This window comes from Paeniglutamicibacter psychrophenolicus (assembly GCF_017876575.1).
In the GTDB taxonomy this organism is placed as follows: domain Bacteria; phylum Actinomycetota; class Actinomycetes; order Actinomycetales; family Micrococcaceae; genus Paeniglutamicibacter; species Paeniglutamicibacter psychrophenolicus.
In genome coordinates this window covers 1,628,551-1,652,643 of record NZ_JAGIOE010000001.1, presented here as the reverse complement: position 1 = coordinate 1,652,643, position 24,093 = coordinate 1,628,551, and the positions used below count along the sequence as shown (strand labels likewise).

General features: G+C 65.5%; 22 protein-coding genes and 1 riboswitch. Of the genes, 14 read left to right on the top strand and 8 right to left on the bottom strand.

Going from position 1 to position 24,093, the window contains the following annotated elements; all coding sequences use genetic code 11:
• The first annotated feature begins 27 nt into the window (after positions 1-27).
• The 4 genes from JOF46_RS07325 (at position 28) to JOF46_RS07310 (ending at position 4,679) form a co-directional block, all read left to right on the top strand.
• Entirely contained in the window at positions 28-1,215 is a 1,188-nt protein-coding gene (locus JOF46_RS07325) for an acetyl-CoA C-acetyltransferase (RefSeq protein ID WP_209906725.1), read from the top strand.
• A gap of 287 nt (positions 1,216-1,502) precedes the next feature.
• Positions 1,503-1,655, top strand: a complete 153-nt coding sequence (locus JOF46_RS07320; RefSeq protein ID WP_209906724.1) for a hypothetical protein — start codon at positions 1,503-1,505, stop codon at positions 1,653-1,655.
• Positions 1,656-1,985: 330 nt separating this feature from the next.
• A complete protein-coding gene (locus JOF46_RS07315) occupies positions 1,986-3,050 on the top strand; it encodes an aldo/keto reductase (RefSeq protein WP_209906723.1) in 1,065 nt (354 codons plus the stop codon).
• A 216-nt stretch (positions 3,051-3,266) separates the two neighbouring features.
• Positions 3,267-4,679: an NAD-dependent succinate-semialdehyde dehydrogenase gene (locus JOF46_RS07310; RefSeq protein WP_209906722.1), complete on the top strand. Its 1,413-nt coding sequence runs from the start codon at positions 3,267-3,269 to the stop codon at positions 4,677-4,679.
• 92 nt (positions 4,680-4,771) lie between these two features.
• On the opposite strand, the gene JOF46_RS07305 is transcribed toward JOF46_RS07310, so the two are convergent.
• Both JOF46_RS07305 and JOF46_RS07300 read right to left on the bottom strand, forming a co-directional pair.
• A complete protein-coding gene (locus JOF46_RS07305; RefSeq protein WP_209906721.1) occupies positions 4,772-5,137 on the bottom strand; it encodes an META domain-containing protein in 366 nt (121 codons plus the stop codon).
• A 3-nt stretch (positions 5,138-5,140) separates the two neighbouring features.
• Complete coding sequence (locus JOF46_RS07300) at positions 5,141-6,403, bottom strand: SH3 domain-containing protein (RefSeq protein ID WP_209906720.1); 1,263 nt, start codon at positions 6,401-6,403, stop codon at positions 5,141-5,143.
• 226 nt (positions 6,404-6,629) lie between these two features.
• Between JOF46_RS07300 and JOF46_RS07295 the strand changes: the two genes are divergently transcribed.
• Positions 6,630-7,928, top strand: a complete 1,299-nt coding sequence (locus JOF46_RS07295) for an AI-2E family transporter (RefSeq protein WP_209906719.1) — start codon at positions 6,630-6,632, stop codon at positions 7,926-7,928.
• 99 nt (positions 7,929-8,027) lie between these two features.
• Here JOF46_RS07295 and JOF46_RS07290 read toward each other — a convergent pair whose 3' ends face one another.
• The 6 genes from JOF46_RS07290 to JOF46_RS07265 form a co-directional block, all read right to left on the bottom strand.
• The gene (locus JOF46_RS07290) at positions 8,028-10,235 is read right to left on the bottom strand and encodes an SH3 domain-containing protein (RefSeq protein ID WP_209906718.1); all 2,208 of its coding nucleotides are present in this window, start codon (positions 10,233-10,235) and stop codon (positions 8,028-8,030) included.
• Positions 10,236-10,389: 154 nt separating this feature from the next.
• On the bottom strand, positions 10,390-11,331 hold the full coding sequence (locus JOF46_RS07285) for an SH3 domain-containing protein (protein WP_209906717.1): 942 nt from the start codon (positions 11,329-11,331) through the stop codon (positions 10,390-10,392).
• Positions 11,332-11,649: 318 nt separating this feature from the next.
• Positions 11,650-12,144, bottom strand: coding sequence for a ferritin (locus JOF46_RS07280; RefSeq protein WP_113762647.1), 495 nt, complete (start codon positions 12,142-12,144; stop codon positions 11,650-11,652).
• Between the two features lie 111 nt (positions 12,145-12,255).
• Complete coding sequence (locus JOF46_RS07275; protein ID WP_209906716.1) at positions 12,256-12,666, bottom strand: SdpI family protein; 411 nt, start codon at positions 12,664-12,666, stop codon at positions 12,256-12,258.
• A complete protein-coding gene (locus JOF46_RS07270; RefSeq protein WP_209906715.1) occupies positions 12,663-13,058 on the bottom strand; it encodes an SdpI family protein in 396 nt (131 codons plus the stop codon). Before JOF46_RS07270 ends, JOF46_RS07275 begins: the two co-directional genes overlap by 4 nt.
• Positions 13,059-13,209: 151 nt before the next feature.
• Entirely contained in the window at positions 13,210-15,597 is a 2,388-nt protein-coding gene (locus tag JOF46_RS07265) for a Tex family protein (protein ID WP_209906714.1), read from the bottom strand.
• Positions 15,598-15,795: 198 nt separating this feature from the next.
• Here JOF46_RS07265 and JOF46_RS07260 point away from each other — a divergent pair, with 198 nt between their 5' ends.
• The 9 genes from JOF46_RS07260 (at position 15,796) to JOF46_RS07220 (ending at position 23,947) form a co-directional block, all read left to right on the top strand.
• On the top strand, positions 15,796-17,253 hold the full coding sequence (locus JOF46_RS07260) for an aminopeptidase P family protein (RefSeq protein ID WP_342592386.1): 1,458 nt from the start codon (positions 15,796-15,798) through the stop codon (positions 17,251-17,253).
• Positions 17,250-18,470 carry a metal-dependent hydrolase family protein gene (locus JOF46_RS07255; protein WP_209906713.1) on the top strand — a complete coding sequence of 407 codons (1,221 nt, stop codon included), beginning with the start codon at positions 17,250-17,252 and terminating at the stop codon, positions 18,468-18,470. The genes JOF46_RS07260 and JOF46_RS07255 overlap by 4 nt, the downstream gene beginning before the upstream one ends.
• A complete protein-coding gene (locus tag JOF46_RS07250) occupies positions 18,467-19,756 on the top strand; it encodes an alpha/beta fold hydrolase (RefSeq protein WP_209906712.1) in 1,290 nt (429 codons plus the stop codon). Before JOF46_RS07255 ends, JOF46_RS07250 begins: the two co-directional genes overlap by 4 nt.
• Positions 19,757-19,908: 152 nt before the next feature.
• A riboswitch (TPP riboswitch) is annotated at positions 19,909-20,002 on the top strand.
• Positions 20,003-20,079: 77 nt separating this feature from the next.
• Positions 20,080-20,844, top strand: a complete 765-nt coding sequence (locus JOF46_RS07245) for a 3-oxoacyl-ACP reductase (RefSeq protein ID WP_209906711.1) — start codon at positions 20,080-20,082, stop codon at positions 20,842-20,844.
• A 19-nt stretch (positions 20,845-20,863) separates the two neighbouring features.
• Positions 20,864-22,198 carry an LLM class flavin-dependent oxidoreductase gene (locus JOF46_RS07240; RefSeq protein WP_209906710.1) on the top strand — a complete coding sequence of 445 codons (1,335 nt, stop codon included), beginning with the start codon at positions 20,864-20,866 and terminating at the stop codon, positions 22,196-22,198.
• Positions 22,199-22,272: 74 nt separating this feature from the next.
• Positions 22,273-22,629 (top strand): hypothetical protein, encoded by a 357-nt coding sequence (locus tag JOF46_RS07235; RefSeq protein ID WP_245348042.1) that lies wholly within the window; start codon positions 22,273-22,275, stop codon positions 22,627-22,629.
• A gap of 17 nt (positions 22,630-22,646) precedes the next feature.
• On the top strand, positions 22,647-23,171 hold the full coding sequence (locus JOF46_RS07230) for a thermonuclease family protein (RefSeq protein ID WP_209906708.1): 525 nt from the start codon (positions 22,647-22,649) through the stop codon (positions 23,169-23,171).
• A 93-nt stretch (positions 23,172-23,264) separates the two neighbouring features.
• Positions 23,265-23,642: an RNA-binding S4 domain-containing protein gene (locus JOF46_RS07225; RefSeq protein WP_209906707.1), complete on the top strand. Its 378-nt coding sequence runs from the start codon at positions 23,265-23,267 to the stop codon at positions 23,640-23,642.
• A gap of 80 nt (positions 23,643-23,722) precedes the next feature.
• Positions 23,723-23,947: a PLDc N-terminal domain-containing protein gene (locus JOF46_RS07220; protein WP_209906706.1), complete on the top strand. Its 225-nt coding sequence runs from the start codon at positions 23,723-23,725 to the stop codon at positions 23,945-23,947.
• Positions 23,948-24,093 lie beyond the last annotated feature (146 nt).

Sequence of the window (24,093 nt, the reverse complement as noted above, 5' to 3'; positions counted from 1 at the left end):
CTTTTCCCAAGCGCTAAGGATGCAGCAATGAATGACGATCTGACCCCCGTGATCATTGGCGGGGCGCGCACGCCCTTTGGCAGGTTCCGCGGGGCCATCTCTTCGGTGCCGGCCACCGACCTCGGCGCCCATGCCATCAAGGCGGCACTGGAACGCAGCGGGGTCAAGGCCAGCGACATCAACCACGTCATCATGGGCCAGGTGATCCTGGCCGGCACCGGACAGGGTCCGGCCCGCCAGGCCTCCTTGAAGGCCGGCATCGGCTGGGACGTGCCCACGGTGACCATCAACAAGCTCTGCCTTTCAGGGCTGACCGCGGTCATCGACGCCGCACGGATGATCCGGGCCGGGGAGGCCGACTTCATCGTCGCCGCCGGCCAGGAGTCCATGTCCAACGCCCCGCACCTGGTTCGCGGCATGCGCACGGGGCTGGCGATCGGGGACCGCGGCCTGGAAGACTCGCTGAACCACGATGCCCTGGCCGACCCGCTGACCGGCGAGCTCATGGGATCGACCACCGAACGCGGCAACGCCAAGCTGGGCTTCGGCCGGGCTGAACAGGATGCATACGCAGCGGCCTCGCACCAGCGCGCGGCAGCCGCCCGGGAGCACCTGGATGCGGAGATCGCACCGATCTCCATCCCGCAGCGCCGCGGCGAGGACCTGGTCGTCTCCACCGACGAGGGCATCCGCCCCGAGACCACGGTGGAGAAGCTGGCGGCGCTGCGGCCGGCGTTCTCCAAGGACCCCGGGGCAACCATCACCGCAGGTTCCTCCTCGCCGCTGTCGGACGGGGCCGCCGCGTTGGTCGTGGCCTCCAAGGGAGCCGCCCGCAAGGCGGGGCTCAAATGGCTGTGCGAGATCGGTGCGCACGGACAGACAGCCGGACCCGACGGGCAACTGCATTCCCAGCCCAGCACCTCGATCCTCGCGGCTTTGGAGAAGGAGGGGCTGAAGGCCGGGGACCTTGACGCGATCGAGATCAACGAGGCCTTCGCCTCGGTGGTGCTGCAATCGGCCAAGGACCTCGGCGTGGATCCTGCCAAGGTCAACACCGAGGGCGGGGCCATCGCACTGGGCCACCCGGTGGGTGCTTCCGGGGCACGGCTGGTGTTGCACATGGCCATGGACCTGGCGCGGCGCGGCGGCGGAACCGGGATCGTCTCGCTGTGCGGCGGCGGTGGCCAGGGCGATGCGCTGGTGCTTCGGGCCTGAGTTCACACGTGGTTGCCGGGCCCTGTACAGCCTGCACATAGGTTGGGTTCCTAGAGTAATAACTACCTCATGAAGGTGCGAGTGATGAGAGCACCGGTCGGATACAAGGCAGATTCCCCCCAGCCTTCCGACCGGTGCTCAACCATTTAAACTCGGCTGCGCCCTGTCACGGCGCCGCGAGGTGGCATGCAGCGCCCTCGACAACGACGGAACTTCGGACCAAACTGAAGATACCGGTCGCGCCGGTGAATCGGGCGACATGTTCTACGGACCAAGGAGCACGCGTGATGAGTGAAAAACCAATCGGCGACGAAGAAGATGTCAATGCGGAAGAAACTGCCGCAGAACCGGAACATGTTGCCAGCGCCCACGACGAGGCGCTGGTCGAGGAATGGGAAGACGAGTCCTTCCCCGCTTCCGATCCCCCATCGAATTACTGACTCTCGGCTGACTGACAACCAATCCTCAGCCCACACTCAGCTTGGCCTCTTAGGCTGAAGCTACCTTCTCAAGGTGCGAGTGATCAGAAGAACCGGTCGCGGCGGAGTCTCACCTCCTTAGCCGTCACGACCGGTTCTTCACTTTAATAACGCAGGTCCCAAAACGAGCCTCCACGGGTCACAAAGCAGGGGATTTCTTTTCTCCCCAGCGTGCCGAGCCCGCCGCCGTGGACTATCGACGCCCCGGGGGACAAGAATGGAAACGGATGAAGCCAAGAAGGCTTCAGAGGATTTTTCCGTCCCACCTATTTTCAGGAGAACACCACCACCATGGCCGAAGAGCTCCGGTATGCCCCCGTCCCCGAAACCCACGCACCCTATGTGGCCGCCGCGGATCGCTACGAGTCCACCGGCTACCGCCGCGTCGGCAACTCCGGCCTGGTCCTTCCCCCGATCTCCTTGGGCCTGTGGTGGAACTTCGGAGACAACCGACCCTTCGACACCCAGCGCGAAGTGCTGCGCCACGCCTTCGACCACGGCATCACGCACTTCGACCTGGCCAACAACTACGGCCCGCCCTACGGCTCGGCCGAGGAAAACTTTGGCCGCATGATGCGCGGCGACTTCAAGGCCTACCGCAACGAGCTCATCATTTCCTCCAAGGCCGGCTGGGACATGTGGCCGGGCCCGTACGGAAACCTTGGCTCGCGCAAGTACATCATGGCCTCGGCCGACGAGTCCCTGGCCCGCATGAACCTTGACTACGTGGACATCTTCTACTCGCACCGCCCGGACCCCGACACCCCGATCGAGGAAACCATCGGCGCGCTGGACACGCTGGTCCGCCAGGGCAAGGCCCTCTACGTGGGCATCTCCTCCTATTCCCCCGAGCGCACGGCCGAGGCCGCGAAGGTCGCCAAGGACATGGGCACCCCGCTGGTCATCCACCAGCCCTCCTACTCGATGCTCAACCGCTGGGTGGAAGACGGATTGCTGGACACCCTGCAGGAACACGGCATGGGCTCGATCGCCTTCACCCCGCTGGCCCAGGGGCTGTTGACCGGAAAGTACCTCAAGAACGAGTCGGCCATCCCGTCCGGCGGACGGAACTCGCTGGCCGGGCACCTGACCGAGGAGAACCTGTCCAAGGCCCGCGACCTGTCCAAGGTCGCCGAAGCGCGCGGCCAGTCCCTGGCCCAGCTGGCCATCGCTTGGCTGCTGCGCGAGGGCGGGGTGACCTCGGTGCTGCTCGGGGCGTCCTCGACCGCCCAGCTGGATGAGAACCTCGGGGCCCTGGGCAACACCGCCTTCAGCCCCGCGGAACTGGAACTGATCGACAGGATCGCCGCCGGCGATGCCGGCATCGACCACTGGCGCGCGGCAGCCACGAGCTGAGCAGCCAAAGCGCCCTGACTTGAAACCCTGCGAATACGTATTCCGCAGGGTTTCTCGTCGTTAACAACGGATACCGCAGGCGAACAATTCGCTGACGGCGGATATCGCCACCGATCCCGCGTGACCGGCTTCACAAATCGCAGTTTTCGCGACATGATGTAAACGTACGTGGCGCGCAACGCAGATTTTCGCCGCCCAGTGACTACCAGAAGGAGCATGGCCTTGACCGCCAACGCCCAGACGACGCCAACCGCCACCGGATACCGAGTCCTCAACCCCGCCACCGGCGCCGTGGTCGAGGAATTCGCCACCGCCACAGACGCCGAGGTCCAGGAAGCCATTGCCGCGGCCGAATCCGGCTACCAGGTGTGGAAGGATGTCGACATCAACGAACGCGCCAAGATCGTTTCCCGCGTCGGCGAGCTCTTTGCCGAACGCGCCGACGAGCTTGCCGCGATCATCACCCAGGAAATGGGCAAGGCACTGTCCGAGTCCAAGGGCGAGGCCGAGTTCTGCAAGGACATCTTCGAGTACTTCGCCACCGAGGGCCCGACCCTGGCCGCGGACACGGAAATCAAGACCATCGGCGGTGGCAAGGCCATCATCCAGCGCCTGCCCGTCGGCCCGCTGCTGGGCATCATGCCGTGGAACTACCCGTACTACCAGGTCGCCCGCTTTGTGGCCCCGAACCTGATGCTGGGCAACACCATCGTGCTTAAGCACGCCGAGACCTGCCCTCGTTCGGCCCTGGCCATCGCGCAGATCATGGACGATGCAGGCGTACCGGCCGGCGTGTACAACAACGTCTTCGCCAGCCACGAGCAGATCTCCACCATCATCGCGGACGACCGGATCCAGGGCGTCTCGCTGACCGGTTCGGAACGCGCCGGGGCCATCATCGGCGAGCAGGCCGGCCGCAACCTGAAGAAGGCCGTGCTGGAACTGGGCGGCTCGGACCCGTACGTGATCCTGGACTCGGCGGACATCGCCGGGGACGCGGCCACCGCGTGGGCCACCCGCATGGAGAACACCGGCCAGGCCTGCAACTCCAACAAGCGCATGATCGTCATGGAGGACATCTTCGATGACTTCGTCGGCGAACTGACCAAGCTTGCCGTCGACCTGGTACCGGGCGATCCTGCCAAGGAAGAGGAAGGCACCTTCGGGCCGCTCTCCACCCGTGGCGCCGCTGAAGGCGTTGCCGCACAGGTCCAGGACGCCATCGACAAGGGTGCAACGCTGCACGCCGGCGGCGTGCTGCACGAGGGCCCGGGAGCCTACCTGGCCCCGACGATCCTTTCCGGGATCACCAAGGGCATGCGCGCCTACTACGAAGAGCTCTTCGGCCCGGTGGCGATCGTCTACAAGGTGTCCTCCGACGAGGAAGCCCTGGAAATGGCAAACGACACCCAGTACGGCTTGGGCGGCGCGGTGTTCTCCACCGATCCGGCCCGTGCGGCAAAGGTTGCCGCCGGCCTTCAGGTCGGCATGGCCAACGTCAACGCCCCGGCAGCCGAAGGCGCAGACATGCCCTTCGGCGGCGTGAAGCGCTCGGGCTTCGGCCGCGAGCTGGGCCCGCTGGGCATGGAGGAGTTCGTCAACAAGCGCCTCTTCTACGTGGCCGACTAACCACACGCACCACCGCGACATGAAGCGAGGCTTCGTGCGATCCCCCTGGGGGATTGCACGAAGCCTCGCTTTTTGTTCTCTGCAGGGGCCCGTTACGGCATGCGTTCCAGCGTGCCGATCCGCTGGCCCTGCGCGTCAGTGATCTCGAGCGTGTCGGCCCCGAGCGTGCCGCCGGCGGCATTCGACAGCCAGGTGTCGACGCCCTCGCAGAACATCCTGGTTCCTCCCAAGGGGCCGAAGGTGATGTCCGTGCCGGATGCCTCGTAGCTGCCCACCAAGCGGTTGCAGCCGTCCGTGCCGTGCAGTTTTCCGTTGGCTTCGAGCACCAGGTTCGGTTGCCCGGGCCCATCGGTTCCCCAGCCGCCCACCGGATCGGGCGGCACGCGCGCCGAGGAAGCGCAGGAGGACAGCAGCAGGATCGTTCCCAGCAGGGCGAGTGCGGAAATCTTCCTCGTCATTGCCTACTTCCCCACGTAGTCGAAGTGCCAGGCCTCGGCATAGGGCGAGCCTTCTTCAAGGATCTTGCGGTGAACCCAGTTGAACTTCTTGGAGTTGGCTTTCAACCACTTGTGGTATTTGCCGCGGAAGGAATAGTTGTAGGTCTCGGGCACGTCGATGGCTGTGCCCCAACCGTGGTTGGAGGTTCCGGGGCGCGCCGCGACATAGGGTCCGAGTTCGACCCAGTACGCATCCTGGGTAGCGCGGGTCCGGTAGGCCAGGTCGATGTCGAGATTGTGGCCGAACTTCTTCTTGAAGGCGGCGTTGAGCCGGTTCAGGTCCTTCACCGCGGGAGCGGCGATGAGGGTCTTTTCCTTGTCCCACCCGATGGCCACTAGCATCCGTTCCGGGACCTTGCCGTTTATCTGTGCCAGCACGGTCTTGGCCGAATATTTTCCGGGATTGGTTGTCGCAGTGGTTTTCCGGGCCAGCTGGATGGTCTTCATCCAGCCACTCATCCCCTGCGTCCGGACGAAAATCCACCCCTTGACCGAGCCTGCGGTTTTTTCCATCTTCTTGTCGCGGTACACCACCGAGTTGCGTGGGATGTCGCCGATGCGGATCTTGCCCTTCACGCTCTCATAGAGGTCGCTGCCGGAGACCCTGGTCCAGTACCGGTCGGTCAGACCGGCACGGTTGGAGGTGTATTTCTTGTCGATGTAGATCTCGCGGCCGGGCTTTTTCGCAACAACCTTCAGGTATTTGCTCTGCACCCATCCGGTTTTTCCCCGGCTGGTGATCTGGCTGAATCCCGCCGATACCTTCTTGACCGTGTAGATCCCGGCCTTGGGCACCGTGGCCAAGGCCTTGGAGGTGGTGTTCGCTTGCCGGCGCAGCTTCAGCGCGACGGTGCTCTTGCCCAGGTCCCCGCGCTTGATTGCCGGCGAGGCCTTCGTGGGAACTGCACGCAAATAGGTGCTCGAGGCCCAACCGGTTTTCCCGGCGTAACGGACCTGGCTCCAGCCTGGCTTCGTCGAGCCCACGGTCAGCTTGGTGCCCTTGGGAATGACCGCCAGCTTCTTCCCCGAGGTGGCGGGCTTCGCGCGCAGGTTCAGGTTTGCCGTCGTTTGGACGGTCTTCACGGCGGCCGCGCTGATCCTGCCCGGCAGCCACAATGCCGGGTGCGACGATGCAGCGGCGGACACGAACGAACCCTGCATGGATGCCGACGGAGCCTGCTGTGCCTGCGCCGGGCTCAGGGTGGCCAGCACGAGCGCGGCTCCCATGAACAATGCCGTAGAAACCCTGTTGGGTGGCCATGAGCCATCCCGTTTGCCTTTGCCCTGCATAGCTCCCCCACCATCCACGTTCACGCGACATACCTAACACGGGGCATGCGGCGCCCACTAGTGCACTATTAGACTAACCTTTTTGCTAAGAGGTTTTTCCGGCGCCCGCCCCGCACGTTCCGTGCCCGGGGTGGAGCCGTTGCCAATTGCGAGGAGTCACTGGATGTCAGCGAAACTAGGTTTCAAGAGAAAGCCGCGCACGATCCCGCCAGAGGAAGCCCCCGCTGCGGCTGCCGTCGTGGCTCCACCGGCCCACAGCGTGTCCGGGATGTGGATCGATCCCCTGGGACGGGTGGCCACGCGATCGGTCCAATTGTTGGTGGTACTGGTGTTGGCCTCGGCTGTCGTCTTCAGCCTCCTGCGCTTGAGCGTGATCGCGCTGCCGATCCTGATTGCCTTGATTCTTTCCTGCGCGTTGTGGCCGCTGGTGCGCCTGCTGCGCAAGGTCATGTCGGCCCTGCTGGCAGCCTGGTCTGTGTTCCTGGGTTCGCTGCTCGTGCTCGGCGGCATCGGGACCGCCTTGGTCTATTCGGTGCTTGCCGAATGGTCCACGCTGGTGGACAAGGGCGTTGAAGGCTTCAACAAGCTCCAGGAAATGCTGAACCAGCTGCCGTGGAGCATATCCAGCGAACAGATCGACCAGGCAGTCAGCCAGGTCACCGGTTTCCTGACCAGCTCCCAGTTTGGTGCCGGAGCCCTGAACGGGCTCTCCGCAGCGGGCAATTTCTTTACCGGCTTGGCCTTGCTGCTGGTGATCCTGTTCTTCTTCCTGAAGGACGGCGACAAGATCTGGGCCTTCTTCCTCTCCTGGATGCCCGACCACCAGATGCACCGCTGGCTTTCCACCGGAGGCCGCACCGTGGAAACCCTCGGCGGTTACATGCGTGGCACCGCCACAGTGGCTGCGGTGGATGCCATTGGCATCACCGTGGCATTGCTCGTGTTGCGGGTCCCGCTGGCCATCCCGCTTGGCGTCGTGGTGTTCATGAGCTCGTTCATCCCCTTGGTGGGTGCGACCTTTGCCGGGATCCTGGCGACCTTGATCGCCCTGGTGACCAATGGCCCCGTGGTTGCCCTGATTGTCCTGGGTGCGGTGATCGTGGTGAACCAGCTGGAGGGCAACTTCCTGCAGCCGGTGGTCATGGCCCACGCCCTGAACCTGCACGCGCTGGTGATCCTGCTGTCGCTGGCCGCCGGCACGGTGCTCGGCGGGTTGGTGGGTGCGGTGCTGGCCGTGCCGCTGACGGCCGTGGCCTGGGCGATCGTGAAGATCTGGTCCGGCCGCGACCTTCCGGGGCTGGATCCCGGCGCCGATTCCAAGAATGACGATGCCGCGCAGGAGCCCACCGAGGAGCAGGTCCTGGCCCATGCCGAGGTCGGTGCGGCCGAGCGGGCGCAGGATGCCGACGCCGAGCGCGAGACCGGTTCCCCGTCCCCGGGTCTGCGCACCAAGCGTTCCTGACCGCGAGCTTCGCAAAATATTGCGGGCCGTGGAACCAACCTTTTGGTTGGATCCACGGCCCGTTTCACGTCGGGACGTAGCCCCCGGGACGTAATGGTGTTAACGCAGGTACTTCGAGCTGACCCAGCCGGTCTTCCCGCCATGGCTGGTCTGTGTCCAGCCGCTGCGCGTGGCCTTGACGGTGACCTTCTTGCCCTTGGGGATAACCAGCAAGGATCGTGTCGACGTGCTGGTTCCGGTGCGCAGGTTAAGCCGGGCGGTGGTCGTCTTCACCTTGGCCGGGGCCTTGTATACGGCAAGTTGCTTCGCCGGCACCCATCCGGTCTTCCCCCCGTAGCGCACGCGCAGCCACGACCCGCTCTTGGCATCAACGACGACCTGCTTCTTCGCCGCAATGCCCACCACCGAAGCCGACTTCGCATCGGCCGACTTGCGGGCCACGACCTTCGACTTGGTTTGGTACGTGGTCTTCTTCACCGACTGGATTGCCGAGGGCTTCGGCTTGGCCGGGGCCTTGTAGAGGGCCAGCTGGTTCGCCGGCACCCAGCCGGTCTTCCCGGCGTAGCGCACGCGCAGCCACGACCCGCTCTTGGCATCGACGACAACCTGCTTCTTCGCCGCAATGCCCACCACCGAAGTCGACTTCGCATCGGCCGACTTGCGGGCCACGACCTTCGACTTGGTTTGGTACGTGGTCTTCTTCACCGACTGGATCGCCGGGGGCTTCGGCTTCGCCGTCGGCTTGGGTTTGGCCGGGGCTGCACCGGCCTTGACCACGCGCAGGTAGCGGTTGCTGACCCAGCCGGTGGAGTTCCCGACCTTGACCTGGCTCCAGGTGCCTTGGCGCTTCAGCTCGATGACGTCGGTGCCCTTGCGCAGGACCTTGACGATCTTGGTGTTGGTGCCGGGCCCGCTGCGCATGTTCAGGTTCGCCGTGGCCTCATGGGTCGGCTTGGTCGGCGCGGGCTTGGCGACCGGCGGCTTCGATGTCTGGGGCGTGATGGAACCGATCTTCTTCATGTCCGCCGAGCTGATCCACCCCGCGTGCTTCCCCGCCTGGATCTGGGACCAGGTGCCCCGTACCTGTCGCAGGGCAACCTTGGCGCCGCGGCCCAGTGTCTGGGTTTCCTTGTAGGTCGTTCCAGCTCCGGAACGCAACTTCAGGTTGCGAAGGACCTCGTGCGTCGCTGGCAGTGTCGTCTGGTTGACGGTGGCGACCTTGCGCGTCAGGCCCGCCGAGACCCAGCCGTCGGTTCCCTTGTACTTGACCCGCAGCCAGCCGGCGGAGCTCTCATAGGCTTCGAAGGTGGCTCCGGCGGGAATCATCAGGAGCTTCGAATACCAGGTGGCGGCCCCAGAGCGCATGTTCAGGCCGTTGGGGTTGGTGTACTTGGCGAAGGGCACCCGGACGCCGTTGGTGACAGTGCCGGTGGGCGTCAGCGCCCACTCGGGCGCCGCGGCCATCGGGTTGGGCGTGACGGCAAAACGGTTCATCCAGCCGGTCGTGGAGCCGTACCTGACCTTGATGAATGAGCCGTTGAGCAGTCCGTTGATGGCACCTGGCTGGCTGGTGACCTTGGCGCTGCGCGACGGCCTGGCCAGGACCTTCGAGGTAGCGGATGCGGAGGCAAAAAGCTCCGCTTTGCCGCGAGCAAAGTACGTGCAGGTCTTCTGCGACTCGGAATAACTTGCGGTGGCGTGGGAACCCAGGTTGAGCCCGCGGGCCTTGAGGAACGCCGCTGGATTGCGCACGTTCCCGTCCTTGGAATAGAAGCGATCCTTCCAGATCTCCAAGTGCAGGTGCGGGCCCGTCGAGGGACCGGATGAGCCCACCAGGGCGATCTTCTGCCCGGACTTGACCTTCTGGCCCTCCCTGACCAAGACGTCATTGGGCCACATGTGCATGTAGGCCGATTCGTAGGTGTCCTTGCCGAACCGGTGGGTGACAATCACCTGGCCCGAGGTCGAGCCGGTGCCCCGGACGATCTTGCGCACGGTGCCGTCGGCCACCGCATAGATCGGGTTGTTGTCCTTGGTGCCCATGTCCTGGCCCAGGTGGTGGGTCGATCCGCCAACCACAGGCATGCAGCGCGGCCCCATGGGCGAGGTCATTCGGTAGGTTTTCGGGACAAGCGGCAGGGAGAACGCCCCGGCGCGTACAGGACTGGTCTCTGGGAAGTCTGTGCGCCCCTGCGAGGTGACAGGCAGCGTCGTGGCAGGCAGTGCGGTGGAAGGCAAAGCCGTGAACACCAGCCCTGCCGCCAACACCCCCGAGAAAAGGGCGCGAATGGATTTCGGTATGGCCATTGTCAGTGGTCTTCCTCTAAGGGGTGTGTCGCCCCGAAAGGGAGCAACGCGATGTGCGAGTGGTCGGGAGCGTCACCCAAGCATCGCCCCCAAGTCACTACCCTATGCAAAATCCACCGCCTGTGCCGGGAAACGGCAATTCTTGCTTCGCGTGTCAGCCCAGGTGGGTGCTGTGGACCCAGCCTTCAAGCCGTCCGGCACGGACCTTCGTCCACTGTCCCCTGCTGGCCAGGACCTCGACCTGTTGGCCGGCCCCGAGCTGCGCCACGGCCCGGTAGTTGGCGGATGCTCCCTGGTACAGGGTGGTCTCCGCGATCGTGACAGGTGTGGTGGACGCCAGGTAGCGCAATTGCAATTGGCTGGCCGGCACCCACCCGGCATCCTGCTCCAGCATGATCCGGCACCACGGACCGAGCTTCCCGTTGACCCTCACCAGGGTCCCGGCTTGCATGATGCGCATGACAGGGAAATGATCCCCGGCATCCTTGCGGACATTCAGGCGCACGGTGGTGGTGTACTCCGTCGGTGCCATGGGCTGGATGCCCGTTGCCGGGCGCCGCACATTGATGCGGGCAAGGTAGGCGCTGGGAACCCAGCCGATGTCCTTGCCGGTGGATACCTTGGCCCATGTGCCCAGCTCCTCCAGCTTCCGGACCTGGAGGTTTGCCGCCAGCACGCGAAGCACCGGGTAGTTGGTGCCCGAGCCCTTGCGCAGGTTCAGGTCCGCGGTGCTGCGGTGGGTGGGGACGAATTCCTCATTGGGAACTTCAGGGGCGCCGGAGGCTCCTCCGGCCATGGCAGCTGCCTGGCTGGCCACCGGACGCACCGGGACCTGCGTGCGTTGCCTGGGTGCCTCGAGCCGCTCGAGGCATTGGGTCGGAAGCCAGCCGAAGGTCTGCCCGTGCTGCACGCTGGCCCACAGGCCGCTGACGCGCAGCAGGTACACGGGGGTGTTTTCCGCGATCAGGTACTGGGTGGCGTAGTGCCGGCCGGCGCCCTTGCGCAGCTTGAGCTCGGCCGTCGTGCGGTGTGTCGGTCCGGGGACCTCCACCGGCACGGGTACGGGATTCGTGCGTGCAAAGTCGAATTTCTTCATTCAGGCATCACCCCGCGGCGGCATGGGGGCATCGGGAACGGCCATGGCGAGGCATGCACGGACGTGGAGCACGTTTGGATGACCTCACTGGGAAAGTGGTTGACCGGAGACTGGCATGCGCGGCGGCAACTCATTGCACGGCGCGATGCCCCACCCGGACCGTTGGCAACAACCTCGTGCCGGGGTGCGGGCACTTGGACATGCCTACACCCCATGTTATTGCACAGACGGCCAAGGCCCCCAGTCTACGTCCGGGGGCCTTGGTCACATCATGGTGTCGGGCCGTTGGGTGCCGCAGCGACCCAGGACCCGAAGCGGTCACACCTGGCGGGCGGCCAGTTCGCTGTCGAGGCGCAGCAGTCCGTTGCCGTCGTTGTTGATCATCTTCACGCGGTCAAGGATCTCGCCAACGGTGGCTTCCTCTTCGACCTGCTCCTCGATGAACCAGTTCAGCAGCGGCACCGAGTCGATGTCGCCCTCGTTGTGCGCCAGGCGGTAGAGGTCGCGGATGGACTCGGAGACCTTCTTCTCGTGGTCCAGCGAGGCCTGGAAGGCACCATCCACGGTGGAGACCCGCAGCGCTGGGGCCGAGATGTCGCCGATCGCCGGGTGTGCGCCGCGGTCGGTCATGTGCGTGATGAACTTTTCCGCGTGCACCAGTTCCTCTGCGGCCTGGGCGCGGAACCAGCCGGCAACGCCGGGCAGGCTCAACACATCCATTTCAATGGCCAGCTGGCGATAAACGGTCGAGGCCGCAAGTTCCAGGGTGATTTGGTCGTTGAATGCGTCTGCAAGCTTTCCTTTAAGTTCCATGGCACACACGCTACCGACTCTTTTGTGCCTTGTCACCGAAGTATGGCCGCACTTACCTCGCCATAAATATGGCATGCCTTGGGCCAAGATGCGGGCCGACCAAGGTGATGCTCACCTTGGTCGATGGACCTCGGAGGGCGAACTTGGCGGGTGCAACTCCCGCGCTGCGGCGTTGGCCGCCCTCAAGGCGGCGAACACTGCGGCCATGGCCCAAATCCATCCGGCAATCACCGCGATCCAAGCCGGCGCCGGCCCGATCACCGGTTCGAGGAGGGCTGCGGGCAGCGCGGCGAGGCCAAACAGAGCCACGGGAAGGCGCATCCGGCGCAGCGGTTCCGCCGCGGCACGGTGGCCTGTGTCCCAGCATTCCTCGCAGTGCATGGTGGCGGTGGTGCGGATGCCCATGGCCGGGTCGACGCCGGAACTCCCGCGCTCGACGGTCCCGTTGGCGGCTCGCACGGCCCAGGCGAAGGCCACCGCCAGTGCGGCGCAGAGCAGGACCGCAACCTGGTTTTCGCTCACGGGCGGGTTGCCCGATCGCCTCCGTGCATCTTGGCCAGCATGGTGTTCGCATCGCGCAGGCCCAGCAGCAGGCCGCCGACCATGACCAGCACCCCAATCATCAGGGACACGGGCTGGAGGTAGTCCGCGCCCGGGACCAGCAGCGCGGCGACGCCGCCGGCCGCCATGACCACCGCGGCAAGCAAGCAGCCGATGGTGCCCTTCTGGGCGGCGGCGTGGTGGCCCAGCAGCCAGCATTCGTCGCAGTGCATCAAGGCGGGGGTGCGGATCCCCACCCAGGAATTGCGCTTGATCTGTCCCGTGGCCGCGGCCTTCATCGTCCAGGCCAATCCCGCCATCAGCAGCACCATGAACACCGTCATGATCAAATCCGTCAACGTCTCGCCGTCCATGGGTGTGGTTCGCTCCTTGTGCCTCGCCGACATTTGCACTCAACGCTACGCCACGTGGGCGAAAGTCGGTGTCCATGGCCCTCCGGGAGGGGTCGTCGGCGGTCCGCTATCTGGAGGGCCTCCAGCGTGTTGATGGAGTGGTTGGCAGTCCCTAGCCGCTCAGCCCGGCGCGGCGCAGGGCCTCGGCCATGGCCGTGTTGCCACCGGCAGGCTTGGCCTCGCGGGAAGCTGCCGGTTTGTTGCCGCGCGGAGCACCGTGGGCCTCGCGCGGGGCACGGGACCCGCCATCGCGAGGGCCCCGCGGCCCGCGCTCGGGCTTCTCCGCCTTGGCACCTGGCTCGTCGTCCAGGCGCAGGGTCAGGGAGATGCGCTTGCGCGCCGGATCCACCTCGAGGACCTTGACCCTCACGACCTGCCCGGAGGTGACGACCTCGCGCGGATCGGAAATGAACTTGTTGCTCATGGCCGAGACGTGCACCAGCCCGTCCTGGTGGACGCCCACGTCGACGAAGGCGCCAAAGGCGGCCACATTGGAGACGGTGCCCTCAAGGATCATGCCGACTTCCAGGTCCCCGATCTTCTCCACGCCCTCCTTGAGGTTCGCGGTCTTGAAGTCGGGGCGCGGATCCCGGGCCGGGCGCACCAGCTCGGAAATGACGTCCTTGACGGTGGGCAACCCGAATTGCTCGGAGACAAATTCCCTGGCATCCAACGAATCCACGGACTGGTTCTTGGCGGTGGCCGCGGCCAGCAGGGTCTCTGCCAGGCCGTAGGCCTCGGGGTGCACGGCCGAGGCATCCAACGGCTGCTTGCCGCCGGTGACGCGCAGGAACCCGGCGCACTGCTCGAATGCCTTGGCGCCCAGGCGCGGGACCTTCAGCAGCGCCTTGCGGCTGGCAAAGGGGCCGTTGGCGTTGCGGTGCTCGACGATGTTGCGGCTCAGCAGCGCGCCGACGCCGGCGACCCGGGCCAGCAGCGCAGGGGATGCGGTGTTCACGTCCACACCCACCGCGTTCACGCAGTCCTCGACCACCGCATCCAGCGAGCGGTCCAGCTTCGCCGGGGTCAAATCGTGCTGGTACTGGCCCACGCCGATGGATTTGGGTTCGATCTTCACCAGCTCGGCCAGCGGGTCTTGCAGGCGTCGGGCTATCGAGACCGCCCCGCGGATGGACACGTCCAGCTCCGGAAGTTCCGCACTGGCCAGCGCGGAGGCCGAATACACCGAGGCACCCGCCTCGGAGACGATGACCTTGGCGGGCTTGTTGGTCAGCTTGGCGATGACCTCGCCGGCGAGCTTGTCGGTTTCCCGGCTGGCCGTTCCGTTGCCCACGGCGATGAGCTCGGTGCCGTGCTTGGCGGCCAGGGCCACCAATGTGTCAACGGATTGGTTCCACTTGTTGGCCGGGGCGTGCGGGTAGATCGTGGCGATGTCCACGACCTTCCCGGTGGCATCAACGACAGCGACCTTCACCCCGGTGCGCAGCCCCGGGTCCAGCCCCAGCACCGCGCGGTTCCCTGCCGGGGCCGCGAGCAGCACGTCGCGCAGGTTCGCGGCGAAGACCTTCACGGATGCTTCCTCCGCGGCTTCGAAGAGGCGGGTGCGCAGGTCGGATTCGAGCCGGGCCAGCAGGCGGCCGCGCCAGGCCAGCCGCACGGTCTGGGCCAGCCATTTTCCGGCCGGCGCATCCACGGCAGCGGTGATGCCCAGGGACTTGGCGACCGCAGCCTCGTAGGAGGCACGCGCCTCGGCCAGTGCCGCGTCGTCGCGCGGGTCCGCCTCGGCAAGTTCCAGGTCCAGCACGCCCTCGCGTTCCCCGCGCAACAGTGCCAGGATTCGGTGCGAGGGCTGGGTGGCCACGGGCTGGACGAAGTCCTCGTAGTCGGAGAACTTCGCGGCGTCCGCGGCCGGGGCACCTGCCGCGGTCTTCGAGGCGATCTTGCCCCGGGTCCACAAGCGCTCGCGCAGTTCGGAGACCAGCACAGCGTCCTGGGAGGCCCGCTCGGTGAGGATGGCGCGGGCACCGGCGAGCGCCTCGGTGGCTGCGTTGACCTCGTGCTCCGGGTTCAGGAACCTTGCCCCCAGCGCCTCCGGATCCTGGGACGGATCCTTGATGAGCGAATCGGCCAGAGGTTCAAGGCCCGCCTCGCGGGCGATCTGGGCCTTGGTGCGCCGCTTGGACTTGTAGGGCAGGTAGAGGTCTTCGAGTTCCGCCTTGGTGGTTGCGGCCCCGATTGCGGCTTCCAGCTCCTCGGTGAGCTTGCCGGCTTCCGCGATGGCCTTGAGGATGGCGGCCCGGCGTTCCTCGAGTTCGCGCAGGTAACGCAGTCGTTCCTCGAGCATGCGCAATTGCGCATCGTCAAGGGTCCCGGTGACTTCCTTGCGGTACCTGGCGATAAAGGGAACGGTGGATCCGGCGTCAAGCAGCTCAATGGCGGCCTTGACTTGCCAAGGGGCAACGGGTGCCCCGGCTTTGGAAAGTTCTGCGGCAATGGTCTGGATTATTCGGCTCTGGCTCACCCCTCCAGTTTGCCGCATCCATGCCGGCTGGCCCCACCGTCGCCGCCGCGTGCCGTGGATGTTTCACAAGGCGCACGGCACCGTGTCGCCAAGACGACAAGGTGCCGGGGCCCACCAAACACCGCCGATATGTGATGCTGGAAGGCATGGGGTGTGCGTCGAGACCCGCGCCACCTATTCACCACCGGCACCCTTGAACCGAAAGCCAGAGCAGTCGTGAACACTTCCGAGCAAAAAACAGCCTCCATGCCCGCACCCACCGAGGCCGACCCGAAGCTGCCAAGGCTGGCCGAAGTGCCGGCCTTCACGCAGTGGATGTCCCAGGGGTGGGCAGAGCCTGAGCGCACCCCCGCCGCCACACCCGATGCCGCGGGCGCCGCAGCTGCCCACCGTGCCAAGCTCTCCGCAGCGCTGCCCGGGGTGGCCTTCGTCGTGGCCGCGGGCTGGGCGCCGGTGCGCAGCAACGACTGCTTCTACGACTTCCGACCCCACTCGGACTTCCTGTGGCTGACCAATTGCCACGCCGAGGGCGCGGTGCTGGTGGGCACCCCGTCCTCCGGCGGGCACGACTACCGCCTCTTTGTTCCGGCCCCGGCACTGCCCGGGGATCCCGCGTTCTTCACCAGCGCCGCGCACGGCGAACTCTGGGTCGGAGCCGCCCACGGCCCCACCCACTGGGAACAGGCACTCGGTCTGCCGACATCCCCGCTCGGTGCGCTGGACGAGGCGCTGGCACGGCTCTCCGGCGCCGAGGCAGCCGGCAACCTGGATTCCTCCATGGTCTCCACGCACGGGCTGAACCCCTCCGCCACCCTGCGCCGCACCCTGGGCGAACTGCGCCTGCTCAAGGACGAATGGGAAATCACCGAGCTGCGCAACTCGGTCATCCACACCATCGAGGGCTTCTCCCAGGTCATCAACGAGATCCCCACCGCCATCGCAGGCGGCGGCGAACGCTGGCTGCAGGGCACCTTCGACCGGGTGGCCCGCACCCACGGCCACGGCCCCGGCTACGCCACCATCATCGGCTCCGGCCACCACGCCCCCACCCTGCACTGGGTCCGTTGCGACGGACCGGTCCAGGAATCCGAGTTGCTCCTGCTGGACATGGGCGTGGAGGAAAGCAGTTTCTACACCGCGGACGTCACCCGCACCTTCCCGGCCAACGGCCGCTTCACCACCGCCCAGCGCGAGGTCCACGACCTGGTCGAGAAGGCGCACCGCGCCGGCCTGGCCGAGCTGGCCCCCGGCAAGAACTTCACCGCCTTCCACACCTCCATCATGGAGGTCATCGCCAACGGCCTGAGCGACTGGGGCATGCTCCCGGTCTCCGTCGACGAGGCGCTCTCCCCCGCTGGCCAGCACCACCGCCGCTGGCTGGTCTGCGGCGTCGGCCACCACCTGGGCCTTGACGTGCACGACTGCTCCTCGGCCTCCTACGAGGAATACCAGGGCGCGGTGCTGCAGGAGAACATGGTCCTCACCGTGGAACCGGGCCTCTACTTCCACAAGCACGACACCATGGTCCCGCCGGAACTGCGCGGCATGGGCGTGCGCCTCGAGGACGACCTGCTGATCACCGCCGACGGCTACGAGAACCTCTCCGACCCGCTGCCCATCGATGCCGCGGGCATCGAGGCCTGGATGGCAGCACAGGCAGGGGCAAAGGCATGAGCCACGCACCTGTCCTGACCGTCACCGACGCGCTGGTCTTTGACGGCGAAAACCCCGAGCTTCTCCGCGGCAACGTGACCTTCAAGGACGGAATGGTCGCGGCCATCGGCGCCCAGGAAGAGGGGAAACTGCTCCCGGCCAACGGCAAGGTCCTGGTCCCCGGGCTCATCGATGCCCACTTCCACGCCTACGCCATCTCGCTTGACGGCTTCCGCAACGAACGCGGCCCGCTCTCCTTCGCGGCCCTGGCCGGGGCCAAGCGCCTGGGGCAGGCCCTGGCCCGCGGCTTCACCACCGTGCGCGACGTTGCAGGCGGGGACATCGGCCTGTCCTCCGCCATCAAGGCCGGTCTGCTGGAATCCCCGCGCTACTTTTACACCGGCCCTGCCCTGAGCCAGACCGGCGGACACGGCGACCCGCGCGAGGCCGACGTGGATGTCTGCTTCGGCCACGGCCACATGTGCGAGGTCGTGGACGGGCCCGAGCCTTTGCGCATCGCCGTGCGCGAGCGCCTGCGCACCGGGGCCCACGCGATCAAGATCATGGCCAGCGGCGGCGTGGTCTCGCTGACCGACCCGCTGGCCATCCCGCAGTACTCGGACGAGGAAATCTCCGTGGTTGTCGCGGAGGCGGCCCGCCGCGGCTCCTACGTGGCCGCCCACGCGTACTCCCCCGAGGCCATCGCCCACTCGGTGCGCAACGGCGTGCGTTCCATCGAGCACGGCAACCTGCTCGATACGCCCACCGCAACGCTGATGGCCGAGCACAGCGCATTCCTGGTGCCCACGCTGGCCGCCTACGCCGCCATGGACCGACGAGGGGACGAGGTCGGGTTGCCCGAGGTTTCCAAGGCCAAGAACCTCGAGGTCCTCACCGCCGGGCGCGAAGCCATCAAGATTGCCTTGAAGGCCGGGATCAAGGTGGGCTTCGGTTCGGACCTGATGGGAGATTTGGCCGACGAGCAGCTCAACGGTCTGGCACTGCAGATCGAGGCCGTCGGCGTCTTCGAGACGCTGCGCTCGGCCACGAGCGTGAATGCTGCCCTGCTGCAGGAACCGACGCTGGGCAGGCTTGCACCGGGCATGGCCGGGGATGCGCTGCTGCTGGACGGGAATCCATTCGAGGACCCGTCGGTGCTCTTCGACGAGTCCCGCCCCCGCACGATCATCCAGGGCGGCCGCGTGCTGCCGACCGCCGTTTCAAGGGACACCAATTGAGCACCGAGTACATTGCGGCCGGCAAGTTCTTCCGCGACCACACCCTGGATGTTCCGTTGGACTGGGAGAACCCCGAGTCATCGGAACGGATCAGCGTCTTTGTGCGCGAGGTCTCCCTGGCCAAGGACCGCAACCGGGAGCTTCCGCTGTTGCTCTTCCTGCAGGGCGGCCCCGGCGGCAAGGGTCCGCGCCCGGTGGGATCGGCCGGCTGGCTCGATGCTGCCCTGGAACGCTACCGTGTGGTGCTGCTCGACCAGCGCGGCACCGGACGCTCCACCCCGGTCAGCGCCGCCACCATGGAACGCTTCGCCGGCGCCGACGAGGGTGCCGATTACCTGCTGAAGTTCCGTGCCGACTCGATCGTCAGGGACGCCGAGCAGGTGCGCAAGGAAATCTACGGGTCCGTCCGCTGGGCAACCCTGGGCCAAAGCTACGGCGGCTTCCTGACCCTGGGCTACCTGTCCATGTACCCCGAAGCGCTCACCGCCTGCCACATCACCGGGGGCTTGCCCGCCCTGGAGCCCAGTGCAGCCGGGGTCTACGCCCGCACATACCCGCGCACGGCAGCCAAGACCGCCGAATTCTATGCGCTCTACCCGCACCACGTTGACACGACCGCGAAGATCGCCGACCTGCTGGATGCCAGCGATGTGAGGCTCCCGGACGGGGACAGGCTCACCGTGCGCCGCTTCCAGTCCCTGGGCATCGACTTCGGGATGAAGCCTGGCTTCGAGCGGCTGAACTGGCTGCTCGACGAGGCGCTCACCGGCGAAGGCTTGAGCGACGTGTTCCTGGCCGAGGTGCAGGCCCGGACCTCCTTTGCCGGGAACCCGCTCTTTGCCGTGATGCAGGAGAGCATCTACGGACATGGCGACAACGGAGCCACGGCATGGGCGGCTCAGGCACAGCTCGAACTTCACCCGGAGTTCAACCCGACTGCCCGCCCGCTCATGTTCACCGGGGAAATGATGTACCCGTGGATGTTCGAGGAGACGAAGCTGTTGCGCCCCTTCAAGGACGCGGTTGACGTCATGGCCCGGAAGACCGAATGGTCGTCCCTCTACGACGTCGAGAAGCTCGCCGCCAACACGGTTCCCATGGCAGCGATCGTCTACCACGACGACATGTATGTGGATGCCGGTCTGTCGCTGGACACCGCCTCGCGGGTGGGCAACCTGAAGGCCTGGGTCACCAACGAATTCGAGCATGACGGCATCGGTTCGGGAACCGTGCTGCCGCGCCTTTTCGAGATCGTTGACGAGCTGGGCGGGCCGTTGGAGGCTTAGCGCCCGGGCCGCACCCGCCCTCGTGGCCGCGCACCAAGCCGAGGAGCTTCGGTTCCCCCGTTGGTGGGGAACCGGGGCTTCTCGGTCTTATTGGGCTGGCTAGGTGTTCATAGGTTTCCCGGATGACTTGGACCGATGTTAGGTTGGCCGTAGGACTCGACACGGGGTGCCGCCTGGCGGCTGAGAGATAGACCCGTTGAACCTGATCTCGATAATCCGAGCGAAGGGATGCCGGTCCGGCATGTCGCATTGTGGCACCTCGCTTTTGGGTACCATTGGGCGGTTCCATGGCATCCTTTCGCTCCAACGAAAGGTGCAAGAGAATGCTCATCAAGGACCAAATCGTACTTATCACCGGTTCCGGCCGCGGGCTGGGGACCGACCTGGCCCGCGCCTTCGCCCGCGAGGGCGCACGCCTCGTGCTGAACTACCGCTCCAGTGAATCCGCGGCCCAGGAACTGGCCACCGAAATCGGGGCGGATCGCGCGATCGCGGTCCGCGCCGACGTCTCTGACCCGAAGCAGGTCGCCGGGATGGTTGCCACGGCACAGGCACACTTTGGCGCCCCGATCACCACGGTGATCAACAATGCCCTGCCGGACTTTTCGTTCAACGGCGATGCCCGCTCCAAGGCGGACGGGATCGGCTACACGGAATTCGGGGCACAATTCACCGGCATCATCGGTGGTGCCCTGAACACCATCCAAGCGACCTTGCCGGGCATGAAATCCGCGGGCTTCGGCAACATCGTCAACATCGGCACCAACCTCTTCCAAAACCCCGTGGTCCCGTACCACGACTACACCGCGGCCAAGGCAGCCTTGTTGTCCCTGACCCGCACGTTCGCCTCGGACCTGGGCCCGGAGAACATCCGCGTCAACATGATCTCCGGCGGACTGCTGCGCACCACCGATGCCTCGGCCGCCACCCCGGAAGAGGTCTTTGACCTGATCGCCGGATCCACTCCCCTGCGCCGCGTCACCACTCCGACCGAGTTCGCCGATGCTGCCCTGCTGTTTGCCTCCCCGTGGTCGCGGGCGGTGACCGGGCAGAACCTGGTTGTCGACGGCGGCCTGGTAATGAACTAGGAACCGGGACGGAACAACCATGGATTCGACACGCCAATTGCACCTGAACGCCTTCATCTACGGCGCCGGCCACCACACCATGGGGTGGCGCCACCCCGACTCCAGTGCCGACCGCGTCGGCGACATCGCCTACTACGACGAACTGGCCCGGCTGGCCGAGTCCGGCTGCCTGGATGCGGTGTTCTTTGCCGACGGGCAAAGCGTCAACCACGAGTACGCTGCGGGGATCCCCTGGTTCCTGGAACCGGTGACGGCGCTGAGCGCCATGGCACGGGCCACCAAGCACATTGGTTTGGTCACCACGATCTCTGCGAGCTTCTACACCCCGTTCCATGCCGCCCGGCTGCTGGCGTCCCTCGACCACATCAGTGCGGGTCGTGCGGGCATCAACGTGGTGACCTCCATGTTTGACGCCGAGGCCCGCAACCACGGGATGGATGCCTTGCCCGGGCACGCACAACGCTACGAACGCGCCGAGGAGTTCGTTGACGCGATGCAGGGACTGTGGGATTCGTGGTCGGATTCGGCGCTGGTGGTCGACCGCGAGGCCGGGCAGTACCTCGATCCCTCACAGATCCGCCCGATCAACCATGACGGCAAGCATTTCTCGGTTTCCGGCCCGCTGACGGTCCCGCGGTGCCCGCAGGGACGGCCGGTGCTCTTCCAGGCCGGGTCCTCGGAGGCCGGGCGTAGTTTTGCCGCCCGGCACGCCGAAGCCATCTACTCGGTTTCCTGGGACCGGGAATCGGCCTTGGAGTACGCCGCGGACATCCGGAGGCGTCTGGAAGGTGTGGGACGGGACGGGCATTCGGTTCCCATCCTTCCCGGGCTGGTCACCTACATCGGGGCAACCCGGGAGGAAGCTCGGGAAAAGAAGGCCGCATTGGATGCCTACTTGGATATCGACTCGGCCATTGCCCAGCTGAACATGTTCACTGGCCAGGACTACACCTCGCATCCGCTGGATGATCCGGTGGCGCAGTTGCCCCCGGTCGAGGGATTCTCGGGTCCGCAGGGCCGTTACCTCACGGTGCAGCGCATCATCGAAACGAAGCAGCCCACGCTTCGCGAGCTGCTGGGATTCCTGGCGGCCGGCGGCGGACATGCCACCATGATTGGCACTCCCACCGAGGTCGCCGACGAGATCGAGGAGTGGTTCACCTCCGGCGCCTGCGACGGCTTCAATCTCATGTGCCCAAGCTTCCCGGCGGGATTGGATGACTTCGTGGAACTCGTGGTTCCGATCCTGCAGACACGGGGCCTGTTCCGCTCCTCATACCCGGGCAGCACCCTGCGCGAGACCCTGGGCTTGTCCAGGCCAGCACGCTTGGAGGACGTACCGGTTTCGGGATAGTCGCCAGCGCCCGCGGGTGGGGGGCCTCGGAGTTCCCGGCGTTCTCCCACCTTCGAGCCACTACGATGGAACGCATGAGATTTTCACGTTCCAAAAATGCCGTGCTCCTTTCCGCTGCCATCTTGCTGCTCTCGGTGAGCGGTTGCGCGACCATCGCCGACACCGCTTCCTCCGCCGCATCCTCGGCGGCTACTCAGCTGGCCGATGGGGCAAAGAAGGAACTCATCAAGAAGGTGTGCGCACCTATCAAGGACGGCAGCATCAACGCCTCCGACCTCAAGGTCGTCTCGTCCATGGTGGATGCTGTCCGCGAGGGCGGCTTGCCCCAGGAGATCGTCAGCGCCCTTGACGACGTTGCTGCCTCGGGCGACAAGGTTCCCGCCGATGTCCAGGCCAGGCTCGTCACCGCTTGCGACAACGCTTTGGTCTAGGCGAACGGGCCGCAGCCTTGGGAAGAGGAAACCGCAGCGGGTTTGCAGTGATCGGCGTGCTTCTTTGCGCAGCCGTCATCGTCGGTTACTGGCTGTTCATGCCGAAGAACGACGACCCCGGCCATCTGTCGAGCAGCGCAACGGTTCAACATGTCGTTGATGGCGATACCTTGTACGTCCTGCTGGGCGGGGAACGAACCAAGGTCCGACTGCTCAATGTGGATGCGCCGGAGCTCACCCACGGTGATCAGCCCGGACAGTGCTTCGGCCAGGAGGCCTCTCGGTATCTTTCCAAGAAGCTGCCCAAGGGTTCAACGATCCAGCTTGCATTCGACGTCGAGCGATACGACTGTTACGGGCGCACCCTTGCCTTGGTGAATTACAAAGGCGAATCCATCAACGGGTCGTTGGTCGCCTCGGGCCATGCCAAGGCGATGAAGGTGGAACCAAACGTGCAGTTCTATGCCCAGCTGCTCACGGCACAAAAGCAGGCGCAACGAGACAACGCAGGAATGTTCAATCCTGCCAACGGTTGCAACTAAGACCGCGTTCGAATGGGTCCATGCCACAGTTGGCGGTCCCGGCCTGGCGCAACATGGCCTGACCGTTCGTACTTAGATGGCTAGACTGGCGAGGTGAAGCAAGAATCAAGAGCCGTCAGAATCGACGCCTGGCTATGGTCGATTCGAATCTACAAGACCCGCTCGGCGGCGACCACGGCGTGCAGAGCCGGCCACGTACGCCTGAACGACAAGCCAGCGAAAGCGGCACAAATTGTTGTTCCGGGCGACACCATCAGGGTCAGGCAGGCAGGTTTCGACCGGATCGTGGAAGTTACGGCAGTGATTGCCAAAAGGGTCGGTGCCGACATCGCAGCACGCTGCTACGTTGACCACACACCTGTCCGGCCCAAGGAAGTCATCCCCCAGGTCCCGATCAGGGACAGGGGCGCGGGTCGACCGACGAAGAAGGATCGGCGTGAGATGGAACGGCTTCGCGACAATTTCCGTTAGCCCCGCGACTACGATGAATAGTAAGTCATTGGATACGTGCATTGAAGTCGTTGTACCCGAACCCCTGATTGAGGAGAAACATGGCGCAGAAGAAACGCTGGAACGAACTTTCTGTAGTTTCACGCTGGCGCATCGTTGTCTTGGGCATCATCCAGCTGGCCTTGCAGTTCGTCGCCTTGCGCGATCTGGTCAAGCGCCCAGCCTCCGATGTTCGGGGGGCCAAGGGTGCCTGGGCTGCCGCATCGTTCATTAATTTCCTGGGCCCCGTCGCTTACCTGGTTTTCGGCCGGCACATCAAAAAGTAATGATCCGGCCAACGCTCGTTGGGTGTCTGCCAGATCATTGCCCTTCGGTTCACGGCACTCCGAACCGCTGTCTATCCCGACGTTAGCGACGCCCAACCTCCAACAGGTCTGATGCCAGGCTGGCGGAGCCACCTGCTGATGGTGAC

Bases quoted from the DNA above. Each gene is read 5' to 3' on its own strand.
- JOF46_RS07255 (WP_209906713.1), top strand. From the start codon at position 17,250: ATGAGCCACGCACCTGTCCTGACCGTCACCGACGCGCTGGTCTTTGAC.
- JOF46_RS07285 (WP_209906717.1), bottom strand. From the start codon at position 11,331: ATGAAGAAATTCGACTTTGCACGCACGAATCCCGTACCCGTGCCGGTG.
- JOF46_RS07270 (WP_209906715.1), bottom strand. From the start codon at position 13,058: ATGGACGGCGAGACGTTGACGGATTTGATCATGACGGTGTTCATGGTG.
- JOF46_RS07315 (WP_209906723.1), top strand. From the start codon at position 1,986: ATGGCCGAAGAGCTCCGGTATGCCCCCGTCCCCGAAACCCACGCACCC.
- JOF46_RS07325 (WP_209906725.1), top strand. From the start codon at position 28: ATGAATGACGATCTGACCCCCGTGATCATTGGCGGGGCGCGCACGCCC.
- JOF46_RS07305 (WP_209906721.1), bottom strand. From the start codon at position 5,137: ATGACGAGGAAGATTTCCGCACTCGCCCTGCTGGGAACGATCCTGCTG.
- JOF46_RS07280 (WP_113762647.1), bottom strand. From the start codon at position 12,144: ATGGAACTTAAAGGAAAGCTTGCAGACGCATTCAACGACCAAATCACC.
- JOF46_RS07245 (WP_209906711.1), top strand. From the start codon at position 20,080: ATGCTCATCAAGGACCAAATCGTACTTATCACCGGTTCCGGCCGCGGG.
- JOF46_RS07310 (WP_209906722.1), top strand. From the start codon at position 3,267: ATGGCCTTGACCGCCAACGCCCAGACGACGCCAACCGCCACCGGATAC.
- JOF46_RS07300 (WP_209906720.1), bottom strand. From the start codon at position 6,403: ATGGGAGCCGCGCTCGTGCTGGCCACCCTGAGCCCGGCGCAGGCACAG.
- JOF46_RS07240 (WP_209906710.1), top strand. From the start codon at position 20,864: ATGGATTCGACACGCCAATTGCACCTGAACGCCTTCATCTACGGCGCC.
- JOF46_RS07320 (WP_209906724.1), top strand. From the start codon at position 1,503: ATGAGTGAAAAACCAATCGGCGACGAAGAAGATGTCAATGCGGAAGAA.
- JOF46_RS07235 (WP_245348042.1), top strand. From the start codon at position 22,273: ATGAGATTTTCACGTTCCAAAAATGCCGTGCTCCTTTCCGCTGCCATC.
- JOF46_RS07265 (WP_209906714.1), bottom strand. From the start codon at position 15,597: ATGCGGCAAACTGGAGGGGTGAGCCAGAGCCGAATAATCCAGACCATT.
- JOF46_RS07220 (WP_209906706.1), top strand. From the start codon at position 23,723: ATGGCGCAGAAGAAACGCTGGAACGAACTTTCTGTAGTTTCACGCTGG.
- JOF46_RS07295 (WP_209906719.1), top strand. From the start codon at position 6,630: ATGTCAGCGAAACTAGGTTTCAAGAGAAAGCCGCGCACGATCCCGCCA.
- JOF46_RS07290 (WP_209906718.1), bottom strand. From the start codon at position 10,235: ATGGCCATACCGAAATCCATTCGCGCCCTTTTCTCGGGGGTGTTGGCG.